Genomic DNA, 16,251 nt, shown 5'->3' on the forward strand with positions numbered 1-16,251 from the left:
CCAGGATATACAAAAATGGGGGCGGACAACGTCCGCCCCCACTGAAAGCCTAAAACCTAGGCAGTGACGATATTTACAACCTTGCGGCCGTGACGGGTGCCGAATTCAACGGCTCCAGCTGCCAGGGCGAACAGGGTGTCATCCTTGCCACGGCCGACGTTGACGCCGGGGTGGAAGTGGGTGCCGCGCTGGCGGACCAGAATTTCGCCTGCGTTCACGGTCTGACCGCCGAAGCGCTTCACACCAAGGTGCTGCGCGTTCGAATCACGGCCGTTACGGGACGAACTAAGACCCTTCTTAGTTGACATATTTTCACGCTTCCTTAGTAGTAAAGATCAGGCGATCGAGGTGATCTTCACCGCGGTCAGTGGCTGACGGTGGCCCTGACGCTTGCGGTAACCCGTCTTGTTCTTGTACTTGATGATGTTGATCTTCGGGCCCTTAGTAGGCTCGAGGACCTCTGCCTTGACAGTTGCCTTTTCCAGGGCGGAGGCATCGGTGGTGACCTTGCCACCATCGCCGATCATGACGGGCTGGAAGGTGACCTCGTCACCTACTGCTGCATCCAGCCGGTCGACGACGATAACGTCTCCGACGGAGACCTTCTCCTGGCGGCCACCGGCCTTGACGATCGCGTAGACCACGTTAGACTCATTCCTCTTGTTGATATGGACAAATTTTAAAAGCAACCTAAGCTGCTCGCGCAAAGTGCGCACCGACGATCAAGGTTACGTGTTTTATACCCGTTAGAGCAACCACCTTGACCTGATTGTATGCGACATCACGCCTACCGAATCATGACTCCACTAGTCGAGCTGGAGGAGTCAGTTTTCACCGAGGCCGAAGTTGCGGCACGACGGCGATGGCGCCGTTTAGGAGTTTCCTCTTTAGATTCCCCTTCCGCACCCGACTTCGGATCGGGAAGCTGAATATCGGAGATATCCATCTTCGCAGCGCGTTTCCGCTTATTAGCGCTTTTTACCTCGGGAAGTTCCAAATGTGGTGTATTCCGCTTTTCTTTGCGGTTGCTCTTGGAGTGACCTTCCTTGGGCTGTTTTTCCTTCGGCGGCCTATTTTCGGTAGCCTCTGCGCTGTTTTGTTCAGCCTGCCCCCGCTGGATGCGCGCCTCGGACTCGGTGGGACCTTCATGGGACTTTTCGGCTGCCTTAGCAATAGCCGCTAGAGTATCGCGCGTCTTCTGGTCGGCCTCGTGGACCCGTTCAGAGGAGGCTCCTTGTTTGGCCGCTTCCTTCCGCCTTTGCGCCGCCTTCTTATCTTTCTTGTTGGCGGCAGCGTTGGTCTCGCCTCGTTCAACCGGATGCTGGTGCACTATGAAACCGCGACCATCGCAGCATTCACATGGGGTCGAGAAGGCTTCGACCAGGCCTTGGCCCACCCTTTTCCTGGTCATTTGGACCAGCCCGAGGGCGGTTACCTCAGTTACCTGGTGGCGAGTGCGATCCCGCCCCAAGCATTCGATGAGTCGGCGGAGCACCAGCGACCTGTTGGATTCAAGCACCATGTCCACGAAGTCGATGACGATGATGCCGCCAATGTCGCGCAGGCGCAGCTGCCGAACGATCTCTTCAGCCGACTCTAGATTGTTCTTGGTAACTGTTTCCTCTAGAGTCCCCTGCTTGCCACCGGTGTACTTGCCGGTGTTAACGTCGATCACCGTCATCGCCTCGGTGCGATCGATAATTAGGTAGCCCCCCGAAGGTAGCCAGACTTTTCGGTCCATGCCCTTGGCTAGCTGTTCGTCAATACGGTGGGCAGCAAAAATGTCATCATTCTTCGCCCACTGATGCACCCGGTCTAGCAAGTCTGGACTGAGTTCCTTCACGTAATCGTGAATCGACTTGTACGCGTCCTTGCCCTGGACTACAAGCGAGTTGAAATCCTCGTTGAAAATGTCTCGGACTACCCGGAGTGCTAGTTCCGGTTCACCTTTCAAAAGCATCGGAGCCTTGGTGGCCTTCGCTGACTTGTCCTGAACTGACTGCCACTGGCTAGCCAGGCGCTCAATGTCGGCACGGATCTGCTCCTCGGTTGCGCCCTCGGCGGCTGTGCGGACAATGACGCCGTTGCCTTTGGGAACCACGTCCTTCAAAATCGATTTGAGCCTAGACCTCTCGGAACCCGGAAGCTTCCGGGAAATACCCATCATGTTGCCGCCCGGGACCATGACCAGGTAGCGCCCCGCCAGGGTGATTTGGGCGGTCAAACGGGCTCCCTTGTGCCCAATCGGATCTTTAGTGACCTGCACCATGATCTTGTCGCCAGATTTTAGCGCCTGCTCGATCTTGCGTGGCTTACCTGCCATCCCCAGACCGTCCCAGTTAACCTCGCCAGCATAGAGAACAGCGTTACGGCCGCGTCCCAGGTCAACGAATGCAGCCTCCATCGAAGGCAACACGTTTTGCACTCGGCCCAGGAAGATTGAGCCGACCATCGACACCTGCGTGTGCGAGGCAACGTAGTGCTCGACCAGCAGATCGTCCTCGAGGACCGCAATCTGGTTGAGGCCGTCCTCTTCGCGAACTATCATGTCGCGCTTTACGGACTCCCGCCTGGCAAGGAACTCAGCCTCGGTAATCGAGTGGCGCTTGCGCCCCTCTCTTCTCCCCTCACGGCGACGCTGCTTCTTAGCTTCCAGACGAGTCGACCCCTTGAGGGCGGTGACTTCGTTCATTACTTCTTCAGTCGAAGCTACCGAATCGTCCGCCCCAGCTGATCGCCTACGGCGGCGCCGCCGCCTAGAAGAGGATTCTTCTTCGGCATCCTCGTTCTCTTCTTTCGAGGGCGACTTGTCAGCTTCAGCCTTGGACTGCTTTGAGTCACTACTACGGCGGCGCCTCCGCGTCTTCCGTGAGGATTTCTGCTCGCCTGCTTCTTCTGCGTCAGAATCCGGCTTTGCCGACTCATTCTTCTTATTAGAACGAGACTTCTTCTTCGAAGCCTGCTCGTCACCCTTTTTCGCAGACTTCGTCCCCTTGGACTTCTTGTCAGAATGCTTCTCGTTTTCAGGTCCTGCGCTCTGTTGCACTGGAGCGGGCACTGCGTTCGCCAGATCGGGAGCTTGGAAAAGCAACGTGGCGGCCGGTGCGGGTGCCACCGTCGACTGTTCAGTTGATTTAGACACTAGATATTCCTTTATTTTGCGGACTGGCACGCATCTGCCGTCCCGTCTCGCGCCTTGGCGCGGAAGTCTTTCACGCTTTCTAACAACGGCCCGCGGGCCGGAGAAAGCCACCGAGCTTGGGATGCGCAGCTCGGCAACTTGTTCCATTATTCCACAGGAAGCAGGTTAAGGATTAAGTGATACTAGTGATGCGAAAAACAATCAGGTGGTAACTAGAGCTAACCCGCAGAAAAAGCATCAAAACGCTGGCGATTTCTATGAATTCTAAACAGTTGTTTAGTATCTTAATGACATGGTTGTCATCAAGTGGGTGCAATTACCTACCGATAGACAACGCAAGTATCAATAGATCTACCCATTCAAGCGGAAAGGCATAGAAAATGTCTGTCGCCCCGACAGCGCTAGATGCGCTCACTCTGGCGCGGTGGCAGTTCGGTATTACTACCGTCTACCACTTCATTTTGGTTCCGCTCACCATCGGTCTATCTTTATTCGTCGCCTGCATGCAGACCATGTGGGTACGCACCGGTAAAGATTACTGGCTGAAGGCGACGCGGCTATTTGGCAAACTTTTCCTAATCAACTTCGCGCTCGGTGTCTCCACCGGTATCGTGCAGGAATTCCAGTTCGGCATGAACTGGTCTGAATATTCCCGTTACGTCGGAGACATCTTCGGCGCTCCCCTGGCAGTGGAAGCCCTGCTCTCCTTCTTCCTAGAATCCACCTTCATCGGTTTGTGGATCTTCGGTTGGGGACGCCTCTCTAAGAAGGCTCACACCGCCATGATTTGGCTCGCCGCTCTCGGTGTCAACACCTCTGCACTGTGGATTATCGGCGCTAACTCCTGGATGCAGCACCCGGTTGGGGCTGTGTTCAACCCCGAAACCGGGCGCGCCGAACTGGACGGCACTTCTGGTTTCTTGAAGGTTGTCTTCAATCCCACCCTGTGGCTCGCGTGGGTTCACGTTCTGACTACCTCGTGGCTGCTTAGCGCCGGGCTTATCGCAGGCGTAGCAATGTGGTGGATGGTGCGGACCGCTCGCACCGGAGCAACTACCTCCGCCGCAGTAACCGAGGTAGAAGCCGCAAAGACGACCGGCGCAACCACTACCGGCTCTTCGGTAGCTGGCACTAACTCCTCTGAGGTTCACCCCGCCGCTGGTGATGGCCGTTCCGAGGCACTGGCTGAATCTAAGAACATCTGGCATCCCATTGTTCGCTTTGGTTTGATGCTGATGCTCATCTCGGGCATTCTGACCGCTATCACCGGTCACGCCGAGGGCGTTCACATGGTTGCCGAACAGCCCACCAAGATGGCCGCCGCAGAAGCCATCTGCTCGACGCAGTCACACGCCCCGTTCACCATTGCCGCTTTCGGCAACGAATGCGGTAAGGACGGCAAGGGAATCACCCATATTGGCGAGATCCCGTCCATTGCTTCGATCCTGTCGGGCAACACGCCCTCGACCGAAGTTCAGGGCATGAACAACTTGAACGAAGCCTACGCTGGCGACTACGGAGTCGATAAGGTCACCCCGCCGGTTATGGCTACTTTCTGGTCGTTCCGCGCAATGATCGGTTTTGGTCTGCTGTCGGTACTGTTCGCAATCATCGGCCTGTACGCCACCCGCAAGGGCAAGGTAACCACTTCGACCGCGCTCTCCAAGTTCGGCCTGGCCATGATGCCGATGCCTCTACTAGGCATCGCCTTCGGCTGGATCTTCACCGAAATTGGTCGCCAGCCCTTCGTCGTATTCCCGAACAACCTCGCCGACCCTGTTGGCCAGGTGTGGATGCTCACCCAGTATGGCGTTTCTGGCGCTGTTCCGGCCGTGCAGGTACTGCTAACCATGATTCTGTTCACCGTTCTTTACGGTGCACTCGGTGTGGTTTGGTTCCTGCTAATGGTCCGCTACGCGAAGGAAGGCGTGCACACTCCTAAGGAGTCTGAAGAGCACGCCGAACACGCCGACGACAAGTCGCTATCGTTCGCGTACTAAGGATTTGAGGGACAAAAAATGACATTTCTACAGGTTCTCTGGTTTATCCTTATCGCCGTCCTCTGGACTGGCTACCTGTTCCTCGAAGGGTTCTCGCTAGGAATTGGGATGACTCTCCCGTTCGTGGCCAAGAACGACAAGGAACGCACCCAGGTTATTCGCACTGTTGGGCCGGTTTGGGACGCCAACGAAGTATGGCTTCTGACCGCTGGCGGCGCTACCTTCGCAGCATTCCCCGAGTGGTATGCAACGATGTTCTCGGGTATGTACCTGGCACTCTTCCTCATTCTGGTCTGCCTCATTCTGCGCATCTCTGCCGTTGAATGGCGCGCAAAGGTTGCTTCCGAAAAGTGGAGGGCACGCTGGGACGTAATGCACGTGGTTGCAGCCTGGCTCGTACCGATCCTCTTCGGCGTTGCCTTCGCAAATCTGATCCAGGGCATGAAGATCCAGGTTGTGGATCCGAAGAATCCGCTCGTCGGTGTAAACCCGGCAGATGTGACCCCGGCTCTACTACAGACCCACGTTCACAACTTGACCGGCGGCTTCTTCTCGCTTCTCACTCCGTACACCATCCTTGGCGGCCTAATGCTCGCTGCGGTGTGGTTCGCACATGCGACCCTGTACGGTCAGCTGAAGACCACCGGCATCGTGTTCGACCGCTTCAAGGCTCTGTCTAAGAAGGCCACCATCGTGGCAGTCGCACTGGTTGCAGTGTTTGCACTGTGGGGCCAGTTCGCCTACTCTTCGCAGAAGCTCTTCGGCTGGATCCCGCTAGTGATCGCCGCTCTGGCGTTCATCGCCTCGGCATTCTTTGCCTTCATCGACCGTAACGGCCTAGCCTTCATCTGCTCTGGTGTTGGCATTGCCAGCGCAGTGGCGTGGGTATTCGCCTCGATGTTCCCGTCGGTAATGAAGTCCAGCATCGACCCGGCCTTCAACCTAACGATCGAGCAGGCCTCCTCCACTAACTCCACCCTGATCGTGATGTCTATCGTTGCGGTCATCTTGGTACCGATTGTGCTGGGATACACCTGCTGGAGCTACTGGAAGTTCCGGGACCGGATCTCTATTGATGATGTCTCGTCCAACCCCGGCGTTGTATGGGACAAGGTTCGTTCAGGAGCTAACTTCCTAGTTGGCTAGTCCGAACTGACTTAGCTGGAGGGGCCACGACCGTGGCCCCTCCAGTTGCGTCTAATAGCAAAACTTCAGAAAAGTATGAAAGCCTAAGGCCCGTGAAACCATTTGATCCACGTCTAATTAGATACGCGAAATCAGCTCGCTCATACATCGCACTTATCGCCGGGCTCGGTTTCCTCACCGCTCTCCTGGTGATCGCCCAGGATGTGTTGATCGCCTGGATCATCAGTCCCGTTATTACCGATGGGATGCACCTGGGGCAAGTTATACATCTGGTGTGGATTTTGGCAGGAGTAGCGGTGGCACGCGCCCTCGTCATGTTCGTGCGTGAATCCCAAGCCCACAAAGCCGCTACGAAAACCATCGTGGAGCTACGCCACCAAGTACTTCGCAAAGCGATGCAATTAGGGCCTCGCTGGCAGGCCCGCAAGGGAGCAGACACGGTCACCTTGCTAACCCGCGCTCTAGATGATCTAGGGCCGTACTTCGTAAACTATCTGCCGCAGTTGGTTTTGACCTGTACCGTGACTCCAGCAGCCCTCGCAGTGATGCTTTGGCTGGACTGGCTTTCGGCGATCGTGGCAGTAATAACTATTCCTTTGATTCCTATCTTCATGATCCTCATTGGTAAGTTGACCCAAGAGGCTTCCAACCGCCGTCTGGCTTCGATGCAGCAGTTAGGTCGCGAGCTACTGGATCTTATCTCTGGTCTTACGACCCTGAAGGCCCTGGGTCGCGAGCGTGGTCCCATTCGGGAAGTGCGCAGGCTGGGCGACAACTATGCCCGCACGACCATGCGCACTCTCTCGGTAGCTTTCCTCTCGGGTGGCGTACTAGAGTTCCTAGCTACTCTCTCGGTAGCACTCGTAGCGGTCGAAACTGGCTTCCGCCTCGTATACGGAAACATCGAACTGGCCCCCGCGCTAGCGGTAATTATGCTCGCCCCCGAGGTCTACCTCCCGCTGCGGGAAGTAGGAAAGCAATTCCACGCCTCCTCAAACGGGCTTGCCGCAGCACAGTCTGCCTTCGCAGTACTGGAGGCACCCACGCCAAAGGAAGGGACTATCCCCGCCCCCGCATTGGAGCACACCACCATTGAGGCCTCGTCGCTCTCAGTTGCCGCCCGCGGCATGTGGGCTCCAAAAGACCTACATTTTACTTTGCAGCCGGGCTCTATGAGCGCCCTAGTTGGCCCGTCAGGGGTGGGCAAATCCACCACGGTTATGGCTCTCCTAGGGCTACAGCAATTCGAAAGAGGGCAGATTAGCCTCGTCCATTCGGGCAGCACCCTCGCTCTGCCAAATGTCGACATGGATAGCTGGCGACAGCAAATTACCTGGGTGCCCCAAAGCCCTGTTCTACTACCCGGAACGATTCTGGAAAATATCTGCGACGATGCGCAGCGAGCACATGCTCTTTGCCCCGACGGAGTTGCTACCGGACCATTAGCTAAAGCAGCCAAGGCAACCGGCTTCGACAAGGTTGTGGCACAGGCCGAAGAGGGGTGGGCCACTCCTATCGGACAGGGAGGGGTAGGACTCTCCGTTGGTCAACGCCAGCGCCTCGCCCTCACCCGTGCTCTCTTAGGGAAAGAGCAGCTCGTGATATTGGACGAGCCGACCGCCCACTTGGACGCCCACCTTGAAGCCCAGGTAACGGCCGCAGTAGAAGAACTAAAAGCTCAGGGCAAAACGATCCTCCTAATAGCCCACCGCATCCCCCTGCTAAAACTTGCCGACCAACTCATCGAAGTCTCCTCCGGCAAGATGACCGAAGCAGATAAGGATGCGCTTGCCAACCCGGTTTCCGGCGCTAGCAGTGTCCCGCTTGAAGAATACGGTTTCCTAGACGAACGAGCAGTGGAGCAGAAATGATTTTTTTAGAAAAAGATGAGGCACGCGCTCTTAGGAAATCCCTACGGCTTCTGAAGATAGACAAGAAATGGTTCGCCCTATCAGTGCTGTTCGGTTCCCTAGGATTGGGCGCGGCAGTAGCTTTAGGCGCTACCTCAGCATGGCTAATTGCCCGGGCATCTCAGATGCCTCCGGTACTGACTCTTTCTGTAGCTGCCACCGCAGTTCGCCTGTTCGGCATCTCCAGAGCTGTACTGCGCTACCTGGAACGATTGAGTTCCCACTGGGTAGCGCTGTCCGGGATGGGATCCCTCCGCTCCGGCGTATACGAGCGCTTGGCTGAATCTTCAACCTCGAAAGTAGCCGGTATCAAACGCGGCGACCTGCTAGCCCGCACCGGAGCCGACGTGGACGCGGTAGGTGACTTCGTAGTGAAGTCTCTGCTCCCCACAGCCGTAGCGCTGGTAGTCGGAGTATGCACCTGCCTAGGGATCGCCCTCCTAGATCCCGCCTGTGCGGTTGTACTTGCCATCTGCTTATTGCTGTCCGGCTTTGTCTCCCCGCTGCTAAGTGCCCGCGCAACCCGCCGGGCCGAACTGGCAAATCAGATTTCCAGAACCGAGATGTCGGTGTCTGCTATGACCATGCTAGATGGGGCTGCAGAACTCGCCGTTTTAGGCAGGACAGATGCCATGGACGCTCACTTTGTCAAGACAGATGAAGCGCTCACAAAGGCAAAGAATCAAGCTGCCTACCCCAATGGGTGGGCGAGCGCAATGAATGACGTTGCCACCTCGCTCTCGGTCATCGGCGCGATCATCTTTGGGACCTGGGCAATGCATGCCTCTACCCTCTCCCCTGTGGGACTAGCTGTCGTCGTATTAACCCCACTGTCCGCGTTTGAAGGTACTGCTCTGCTAGGACCTGCCACGGTGCAACTCATCTCTTCTGCGGGTGCGGCCAAACGCATCATCAGCCTTTTGGACGGGGAACAAGATACTGAAAAAGATTCGACCATCCAGGTGAAATCCAATGTCTTGAAAGCAACGGATCTTGCCATTGGGTGGCCAGGAGGCCCCACCATTGCCACTGGCATCAACCTCACGCTTACGCCCTCTTCGCGCACAGCGATAGTAGGGCCATCCGGAATCGGGAAGTCAACCCTGCTATTTACACTCGCTGGCCTCCTCGAGCCAAAATCTGGGACCGTAGAAATAGACGGAGTGCCGGTAAGCTCTCTGTCGCGACAGAATGCCTCTAAGGCCATTACGGTGACGGCGGAGGACGCACATATCTTCGAAACCACTGTTTTGGAGAACATCCGTGTCGCCCGCGGTGACGTAACTGAAACAGAAGCCTACGACCTATTGGATCGCGCTGGAATCGGCGAGTGGGCCCGGTCTCTCCCGGAGGGACTAGACACAGTAATTGGTTCGGGCGGCACTACAATTTCTGGTGGCGAGAGACGCCGCATCCTGATAGCCAGGGCTCTAGCAGCCACTGCTCCGCTGATGCTCCTTGACGAGCCCGGTGAACACATCGACCCCGCTACGGCAGACAAGATCCTCACCGAGATGCTTACTTCCCAATCAGACAAGGGAGTACTTGTTGTCACCCACCGCCTGTCTGCATTAGGAGCCGCAGACGAAGTGCTTATGATGGCCACGGACGGAGGCGCCGCTAAGGTAGTAGCACGCGGGCGCCACCAGGAATTGCTGGCTAATAACGAAGACTATGCATGGGCGGCATGCCAGGAGGAATATGCATATGGAAACTGAACGACTGCATAAAGACATGTCGTTGCTGAGCGCATTTTTAGACCTGGCGGGACGCCTCGCAGTTCCCGGCGTCATGCAGGACTTCGTTAACAAAGCATGCCAGCTAGTTAATGCCTCCTGCGGGTCTATGACCATGCTTGATAACCGTGGCGATCTAGCCCGGATATACCACTCCGGCATTGATGGCCTCGATATTCCCTCCCAACAGTCCTTACTTTCAAAGGCAGAACAGCAGATCGGGCTTGCTCACGGGCACGGGGTGATCCTTGGACCAGACAACGAGCTGTTCAACTCAATCTGGCCCCAGGCCCAGTCCCTAATGTGCGTGCCAGTGTCGATGCACGAGCAAATCATCGGGCGTCTCTATTTGATCAGTGACGACAATGACTTCAGTGACGACGATCTTAAGGTGATTTTAGGGTTGGCGGCAGTCGCTGCCGTAGCAATCGAAAATGCGCGCCTCTATCAGGATGCTCGCAAACGCGAAAAATGGATAAAGGTATCCCAGTCCCTTACCACAATGCTCCTGGAAGGCACCGACGAGGAAGAGGCACTGGAAGCCATTGCTCGCAGAGTTCGCGAAGTAGCCGAGGCAGACACCGCCTTGCTGATCTTGCCTTCCGTCGGAGACGTATACGCTTGTGAGATCGCCGATGGCGACGGCGCCCAAGGCCTCATTGGGCTGCGCTTTCCAGAAGAAGGAAGGGCAATGTCCGTCCTGCGCGAAGGAGCTGGCCTGGTGGTCGATTCCATGCGCAGAGCACAAACTATGCGCGTACCAGAGCTTTCGAAATGGGGACCAGCACTCTATGCTCCCCTACTAGCTCGAGGAAGCGCTACCGGAGTGCTCCTCCTCCTTCGGCGGCCCGGACACCCAGAATTCACTCAGGCCGAACTAGACCTGGCCGAATCCGTATCCGCGCAGGCCGCCCTCGCACTAGAACTGGCCTCGGCACGTCACAGCGAAGATATCGCTACCCTGCTAGATGAGCGCTCTCGGATCGGTCGCGACCTGCACGATCTGGCGATTCAACAGCTGTTCGCCACCGGCATGCAGATTGACGGGGCAAAACACGCAATAGCCGCAGGCAACCGAGACGACAAAGCAACGATCGAGGTACTCGAAAAGGCGCTGGCATCCGTAGACGATTCTGTAAAACAAATTCGGGCCATCGTTCACAACCTTCGAGAACCTGATGCAGGCGTCGTACTAGTAGAACGGCTGCGTCGCGAATCCTCGCTAGCGCGCACCCTTCTTGGATTCGCTCCCTCGCTAATCATCGTCGCCGACAATACCGAGCTCACCGGAGACGACATAGCTGAAGAAGAATTGATCCAAATGATCGATGACCAGGTTGGCTCTGACATTGCCGACGACGTAGTGGCGGTAGTCCGAGAAGGACTGTCGAATGCTGCCCGCCACGCGCATGCGTCCTCGGTAATGGCGCGCATAGATGTCTCTAGCCGTCTACAGGAGGGCCGCGTCCGTATCGAAGTTACTGATGACGGAGCCGGACTGGATCGATCCAACACGAGAAGATCAGGTCTCGATAACCTTGCCGCTCGCGCGCGCCGGCATGGGGGCAACTTCTCCATCGGCGCCCGTCCAACCCACAAGGGCACATTGATGGAGTGGCAAGTACCCCTTAAATAAAAATTGGGTGGACCGGCCGGTCCACCCAATTGCTTAGTTGTTCCTCCAGGCTTGCGCTCGCTGGCCGGCAACCCACGCCGCTACCTGGGTTCGGCGCTGCAACCCCATCTTCGCCAGCAACGACGTAATATGGTTCTTCACGGTCTTCTCGGCAACACCCAGCTTCTCGCCGATCTCGCGGTTAGACAGACCATCACCAATTAGTTCTAATACTTTGCGTTCGGAAGGGGTCAGATTCGCCGTGGGATCCCCAGAATCGGCCCTTCGCCTGGTAACTGTACGTTCGTCCAGCAGCACGCGCCCAGATGCAACCGCACGGATCACGTCTGTGATCTCTGCACCGCGAACAGTCTTCAGAATGTAGGCACGGGCTCCCGCCTCCAGAGACTCGGCCAAGGCATCGTCGTCATCGAACGAAGTAAGGACAATCGGGTGCGTATCGGGGCACAGTTCCTTCAGGCGATTCATCACGTCGATACCAGTTCCATCTGGAAGCTGCAGATCAACCAAAATAATATCCGGGCGTACAAGATCCGCACGGCGGACTGCGTCCTCGACAGATCCTGCTTCCGCGACCACTTCCAAGCCATCTGCGCGGTCCACGATTTCAGCAATACCACGACGCACGATCTCGTGGTCATCAACAATCATTACGCGAATATTCTTATGCTCTTCCATACCAAATATCCTAACCTTTATGCGCCGCTAGACTCCCGCGCGGCACCTTCTGACATTTTACGCACACCGTGGAGGAACGCCCCGCCACTACCACTTTGCGCATCGGCGTACCGCATCGCTCGCAGGGCCTCCCAACTCGTCCATACGCGGACAGTGATCTAGAAAAATAGCCAGATTCACCATTGACGTTCACATAGAGAGAATCGAAAGAAGTCCCCCCTTGAGTCAGCGCCCGCTCCATCACCAAGCGGCAAGCACCGTAGATCTGCTCAATCTTCGGCTTCGACAATTCATTGCCACGGCGCAGCGGATGCACCTGCGCAGCCCACAGCGCCTCGTCAGCGTAGATGTTTCCAACACCCGAAACTACGGTTTGATCAAGTAAAATAGCTTTCACTGCTCTTGCCGAGCTCTGCACCTGGCGGCAAACCGAGGCCATGTCGAGGTGGGGGTCTAACACGTCGCGCCCAACGTGGCTCACGCAGGCAGGCAGTCTTCCATCTGCATCTCCCCGCCCCGCTGGCACTCCCGCTCGGTCACCTACTAACTGATCAGCGCGGAGGTATCCGAAGGTGCGCTGATCTACAAACCGCAGGGAACGGCCACCACTAGTCAGCGTCGCCCGTTCATGCTTGGAGGGCGGAGCATCCGAAGGACGCACCAGCATCTGCCCTGACATACCCAAATGCACTACTAACGCCGTGTCATCATCCAGTAACGCCCACAAGTATTTTCCCCGCACAGCCCATCCCAAGATGGCCCGCCCTCTAAGCGATCTTTCTAGCGCCTGCGGCCCACCTACCGTGTGCCTGGCCGTGCGCGGGTGCCTGATAGCGGCGTCTTCAATCAAAAAATTAGAAGTATGCTCAGCTAAACCGGCCCGAACTACCTCAACCTCTGGCAGTTCTGGCATTTACTTCCTTTCGCACCGCCTCTACATCCACGTCGAACCCCAGTGGGGTGTGGATGTCATAGCGCTTTTGCAGTTCCTCGACCGCTGCCCTTGCTGCTTCGTGCTGAGCGAGCTTCTTCGAAGAGGCAGTTCCACTAGCCACCACCTGGCCATCGACCAGGGCCTGCGCAGTGAATACCCGCGCATGATCGGGGCCTGTAGAGGTCGACTCGTAGACCGGGGAGGAAAGCTCTAGCGCGGCGGCGAGTTCCTGAAGCGTCGTCTTCCAATCCATGCCTATGCCACGCTGGACCACCTGATCCAGAAGATCGGCAAGTAGGTCTTCGACCACCTTGCGCGTCTTCTCGAGCTTATGGGTCAAATACGTGGCACCAATTAGAGCCTCTACAGTGTCAGAGAGTATGGAGTCCTTGTTGCGGCCCCCGGAAGAATCCTCACCTTTGCCTAGAAGGATGTAAGGTCCCAGATCGATCTTGCGGGCGACTGCTGCAAGCGCCGGCTGAGATACCGTAGCGGCGCGCATCTTCGCCAAGTGCCCCTCAGGGTGACCCGGATAGTCGCGATACAGCTTTTCGGTTACCACAATAGAAAGCACCGAGTCACCTAGAAATTCGAGCCTCTCGTTAGTGGGCAAGCCGCCCTCTTCGTTGGCAAACGAGCGGTGAGTCAGGGCCAGAACCAGCAGGTCTGGATCGATACTTATCCCCCAGGCCTCTGTAAGCCTGCGTACATCCGGGGTTTGACTATTCACTTTCGAGCTTGTCCTTCAACGCTGCTAAAGAGGCCCACCTGGGGTCCACATTCTGGTGTTCATGACCGGGATTGTCGGCTAGCCTAATGCCGCATTCAGGGCAAAGTCCCGGGCATTCTGGCTTACACAGAGGCGCAAAAGGAAGATCGGCAATGATCGCGTCACGGACTACCTCATCTAGCGCCACTTCGTCGGCACCCACCGTAGGCATCGAAGCCGCCTCCTCGTCGCCCTCCGCGACCAGCTTCTTCAAATGATCCTCATAGAAGAACATCTGGTCAGCGTCGATTGAGACATCGAGGGTGACCGGATCTAAGCACCTGGAACATTCGCCCGTTACCCGGGTGTCGCCCTCGACGTGGGCAAGGATCCCATCTTCCAAAGCAGTCAGTCGCACCGCTAACTCCAGATTAGGCTCCTGCGGCACCTTCAGCACTTCTGTTCCTAGATCTTCAGGAACCGAAACCGACAGGTCAATCCCAATGGTAGAACCTACCTGGGTAGGAAGCTCCCGAAGAGAAACATTTAGTCCATCTTCGAAATCAGTACTCATCTAACGTCCTTTACGAGACAGGGACTGGCGGCCCCCGTGGGTCTGCCGCATGATCTGCTGCAGCAGTTCTTCGAACTCTGCCAGCTTGGAATCCACATAGCGGTCTGCATCGCCTGCGAGCTTACCAGCTTTATTTTGTGCCTCACTGACGATGGACTGCGCCTTGGCCTGTGCCTGCGCAACCACCGTCTCCTTAGCTACCAGTTCACTGGCGCGGGCTTTCGCCCGATTCACCAGATCTTCGGCCTGTGCGCGCGCAGAAGCCGCAATCTTTTCAGATTCTGAGTGAGCGTCGGCAAGGATCTGCTGAGAACGCTCTTCGGCCTCGGACACAGCGGTCTGTGCCTGCTGGTCCGCCTCGCTCCGCGTCTGCTTCGCGTAGTCGTCAGCTTCTAACTTGGTTTGTTCTGCCTGCGAATTCGCGTCCGCGATGGTGGCAGCCGCTTCAGCATCTGCCTGGTCCAACACCTTCGACGCATCCTGGACAATGCCGTCAGCTTGCACCAGATCGTACGGCAGAGCTTCCCGAGCATTGTGCAACAATTCCAGCGCTTCCGCCTGATTTACCAGCACAGACGCGGACAGAGGAAGAGATTTACCTGAGGCGATGAGTTCGCTGAGCCGATCCAGTACAGCGATCACGTCCGAGGGCGCGTACTGTTCCTCGACCCCTTCCAGATTTTCTACCTGATCCGTTTGAGTGTCTACTTCCTCGTTGGCCATGTCTCCTCCAGCTGTTTCATCTTCTTGTATACATTTTCAGGCACTAACGACGAAAAGTCGCCACCGAAACTCGCAATTTCCTTTACCGCGGAAGAAGAGACGCAGGTGTAGCGTGCCTCGGAGGGAAGTAGAAGAGTTTCAATGCCACCAATTTCTTTGTTGAGACGGGCCTGCGTCACCTCGTTTTCTACGTCGACCATGCCGCGCACCCCCTTTATCAGCACCTCGGCCCCCAGCTGTTCGGCCGTGTGCACAATGAGGCCACTCGTACTAATCACGCTGACGTTGGGTATGTCGGCCACTGCCTGCGCAAAAAGTTCCACCCGCTCGTCGGTGCTGAACAGGGACTTCTTGGCGGTGTTATGAGCAATTGCCACGTACAGGTGATCAAATAGCGGCGCAGCTCGCCGAACCAGGTTTGTATGCCCCAGCGTGGGCGGGTCGAAAGAGCCTGGATATACTGCGGTACTCATAGGTACACCTTAACCGTTATCCGTCTCCTTTTGCGGCATTGGCGCGGTATCGGCGTAGTAAACGGTCGTGTCACCATAGTTCTTCTGAGTGATCAGATCTAGCCCTTCTGGAAGGGGCGGCTCACCGTCTCGCTTCGCCCTCTCTAATACCACGACGGCTGCCGGACGCAGCTTGGGAAGCAGACTTTCTAATAGTTGTCCGATCTGCTCGTTTGTCACGTCGTAGGGAGGGTCAATGAAAACTAGATCCCACATGTCCTCGTCATTTTCTAAAAACCCGGCGGCACTGGTGGGATATACCCGCGCGTTGGCTCTAAAGTCGGTAGCCCGCACGTTCTGGCGGATTAGGTCGCATGCCCGCTGAGACTTATCGACGAGGGCGGCCCTTAGAGCTCCCCTGGACAGCGCTTCTAGCCCTAACGCCCCGGTACCTGCATAGAGGTCGAGGACGGTGACCCCCGCGAGCGCGTCGTAGTGTTCTAGTTTCGAAAAGATAGCTTCCCGAACTCGCTCCGAGGTGGGGCGGGTACCTTTTTGAGGGACGGCTAGTTTGCGCCCTTTCGCGCTTCCTGCGATTATTCGGGTCATCG

At 56.6% G+C, this 16,251-nt stretch carries 15 protein-coding genes; 5 read left to right on the forward strand and 10 right to left on the reverse strand.

What is annotated here, in order from left to right:
• Positions 1-56 precede the first annotated feature (56 nt).
• From rpmA to AC1EKG_RS01170, 3 genes are all read right to left on the reverse strand, one after another.
• Positions 57-308 carry a 50S ribosomal protein L27 gene (gene rpmA, locus AC1EKG_RS01160; RefSeq protein WP_004804982.1) on the reverse strand — a complete coding sequence of 84 codons (252 nt, stop codon included), beginning with the start codon at positions 306-308 and terminating at the stop codon, positions 57-59.
• 27 nt (positions 309-335) lie between these two features.
• Entirely contained in the window at positions 336-644 is a 309-nt protein-coding gene (gene rplU, locus AC1EKG_RS01165; protein ID WP_040314638.1) for a 50S ribosomal protein L21, read from the reverse strand.
• A 143-nt stretch (positions 645-787) separates the two neighbouring features.
• Positions 788-3,142, reverse strand: a complete 2,355-nt coding sequence (locus AC1EKG_RS01170; RefSeq protein ID WP_004804976.1) for an Rne/Rng family ribonuclease — start codon at positions 3,140-3,142, stop codon at positions 788-790.
• 380 nt (positions 3,143-3,522) lie between these two features.
• Here AC1EKG_RS01170 and AC1EKG_RS01175 point away from each other — a divergent pair, with 380 nt between their 5' ends.
• The 5 genes from AC1EKG_RS01175 (at position 3,523) to AC1EKG_RS01195 (ending at position 11,570) form a co-directional block, all read left to right on the forward strand.
• The gene (locus tag AC1EKG_RS01175; protein WP_004804974.1) at positions 3,523-5,142 is read left to right on the forward strand and encodes a cytochrome ubiquinol oxidase subunit I; all 1,620 of its coding nucleotides are present in this window, start codon (positions 3,523-3,525) and stop codon (positions 5,140-5,142) included.
• Between the two features lie 18 nt (positions 5,143-5,160).
• Positions 5,161-6,288, forward strand: coding sequence for a cytochrome d ubiquinol oxidase subunit II (gene cydB / locus AC1EKG_RS01180; RefSeq protein ID WP_004804971.1), 1,128 nt, complete (start codon positions 5,161-5,163; stop codon positions 6,286-6,288).
• Positions 6,289-6,380: 92 nt separating this feature from the next.
• On the forward strand, positions 6,381-8,159 hold the full coding sequence (gene cydD, locus AC1EKG_RS01185) for a thiol reductant ABC exporter subunit CydD (RefSeq protein WP_176744639.1): 1,779 nt from the start codon (positions 6,381-6,383) through the stop codon (positions 8,157-8,159).
• On the forward strand, positions 8,156-9,916 hold the full coding sequence (cydC, locus tag AC1EKG_RS01190) for a thiol reductant ABC exporter subunit CydC (RefSeq protein WP_004804967.1): 1,761 nt from the start codon (positions 8,156-8,158) through the stop codon (positions 9,914-9,916). Before cydD ends, cydC begins: the two co-directional genes overlap by 4 nt.
• Positions 9,906-11,570: a GAF domain-containing sensor histidine kinase gene (locus AC1EKG_RS01195; protein ID WP_004804965.1), complete on the forward strand. Its 1,665-nt coding sequence runs from the start codon at positions 9,906-9,908 to the stop codon at positions 11,568-11,570. The genes cydC and AC1EKG_RS01195 overlap by 11 nt, the downstream gene beginning before the upstream one ends.
• Before the next feature lie 33 nt (positions 11,571-11,603).
• Here AC1EKG_RS01195 and AC1EKG_RS01200 read toward each other — a convergent pair whose 3' ends face one another.
• From AC1EKG_RS01200 to rsmD, 7 genes are read right to left on the reverse strand one after another with little or no spacing between them, the layout of a single operon-like run.
• On the reverse strand, positions 11,604-12,221 hold the full coding sequence (locus AC1EKG_RS01200; protein ID WP_040314761.1) for a response regulator: 618 nt from the start codon (positions 12,219-12,221) through the stop codon (positions 11,604-11,606).
• Positions 12,222-12,258: 37 nt separating this feature from the next.
• A complete protein-coding gene (gene mutM / locus AC1EKG_RS01205; RefSeq protein ID WP_004804962.1) occupies positions 12,259-13,161 on the reverse strand; it encodes a bifunctional DNA-formamidopyrimidine glycosylase/DNA-(apurinic or apyrimidinic site) lyase in 903 nt (300 codons plus the stop codon).
• A complete protein-coding gene (rnc, locus tag AC1EKG_RS01210) occupies positions 13,139-13,912 on the reverse strand; it encodes a ribonuclease III (RefSeq protein ID WP_004804959.1) in 774 nt (257 codons plus the stop codon). The genes mutM and rnc overlap by 23 nt, the downstream gene beginning before the upstream one ends.
• On the reverse strand, positions 13,905-14,465 hold the full coding sequence (locus tag AC1EKG_RS01215; protein ID WP_004804957.1) for a YceD family protein: 561 nt from the start codon (positions 14,463-14,465) through the stop codon (positions 13,905-13,907). The genes rnc and AC1EKG_RS01215 overlap by 8 nt, the downstream gene beginning before the upstream one ends.
• The gene (locus AC1EKG_RS01220) at positions 14,466-15,188 is read right to left on the reverse strand and encodes a hypothetical protein (protein WP_004804955.1); all 723 of its coding nucleotides are present in this window, start codon (positions 15,186-15,188) and stop codon (positions 14,466-14,468) included.
• Entirely contained in the window at positions 15,170-15,661 is a 492-nt protein-coding gene (gene coaD / locus AC1EKG_RS01225; RefSeq protein ID WP_004804953.1) for a pantetheine-phosphate adenylyltransferase, read from the reverse strand. Before coaD ends, AC1EKG_RS01220 begins: the two co-directional genes overlap by 19 nt.
• Positions 15,662-15,670: 9 nt before the next feature.
• The gene (gene rsmD / locus AC1EKG_RS01230; protein ID WP_004804952.1) at positions 15,671-16,249 is read right to left on the reverse strand and encodes a 16S rRNA (guanine(966)-N(2))-methyltransferase RsmD; all 579 of its coding nucleotides are present in this window, start codon (positions 16,247-16,249) and stop codon (positions 15,671-15,673) included.
• Positions 16,250-16,251 lie beyond the last annotated feature (2 nt).

This window comes from Winkia sp. C0117E2 (assembly GCF_056590455.1).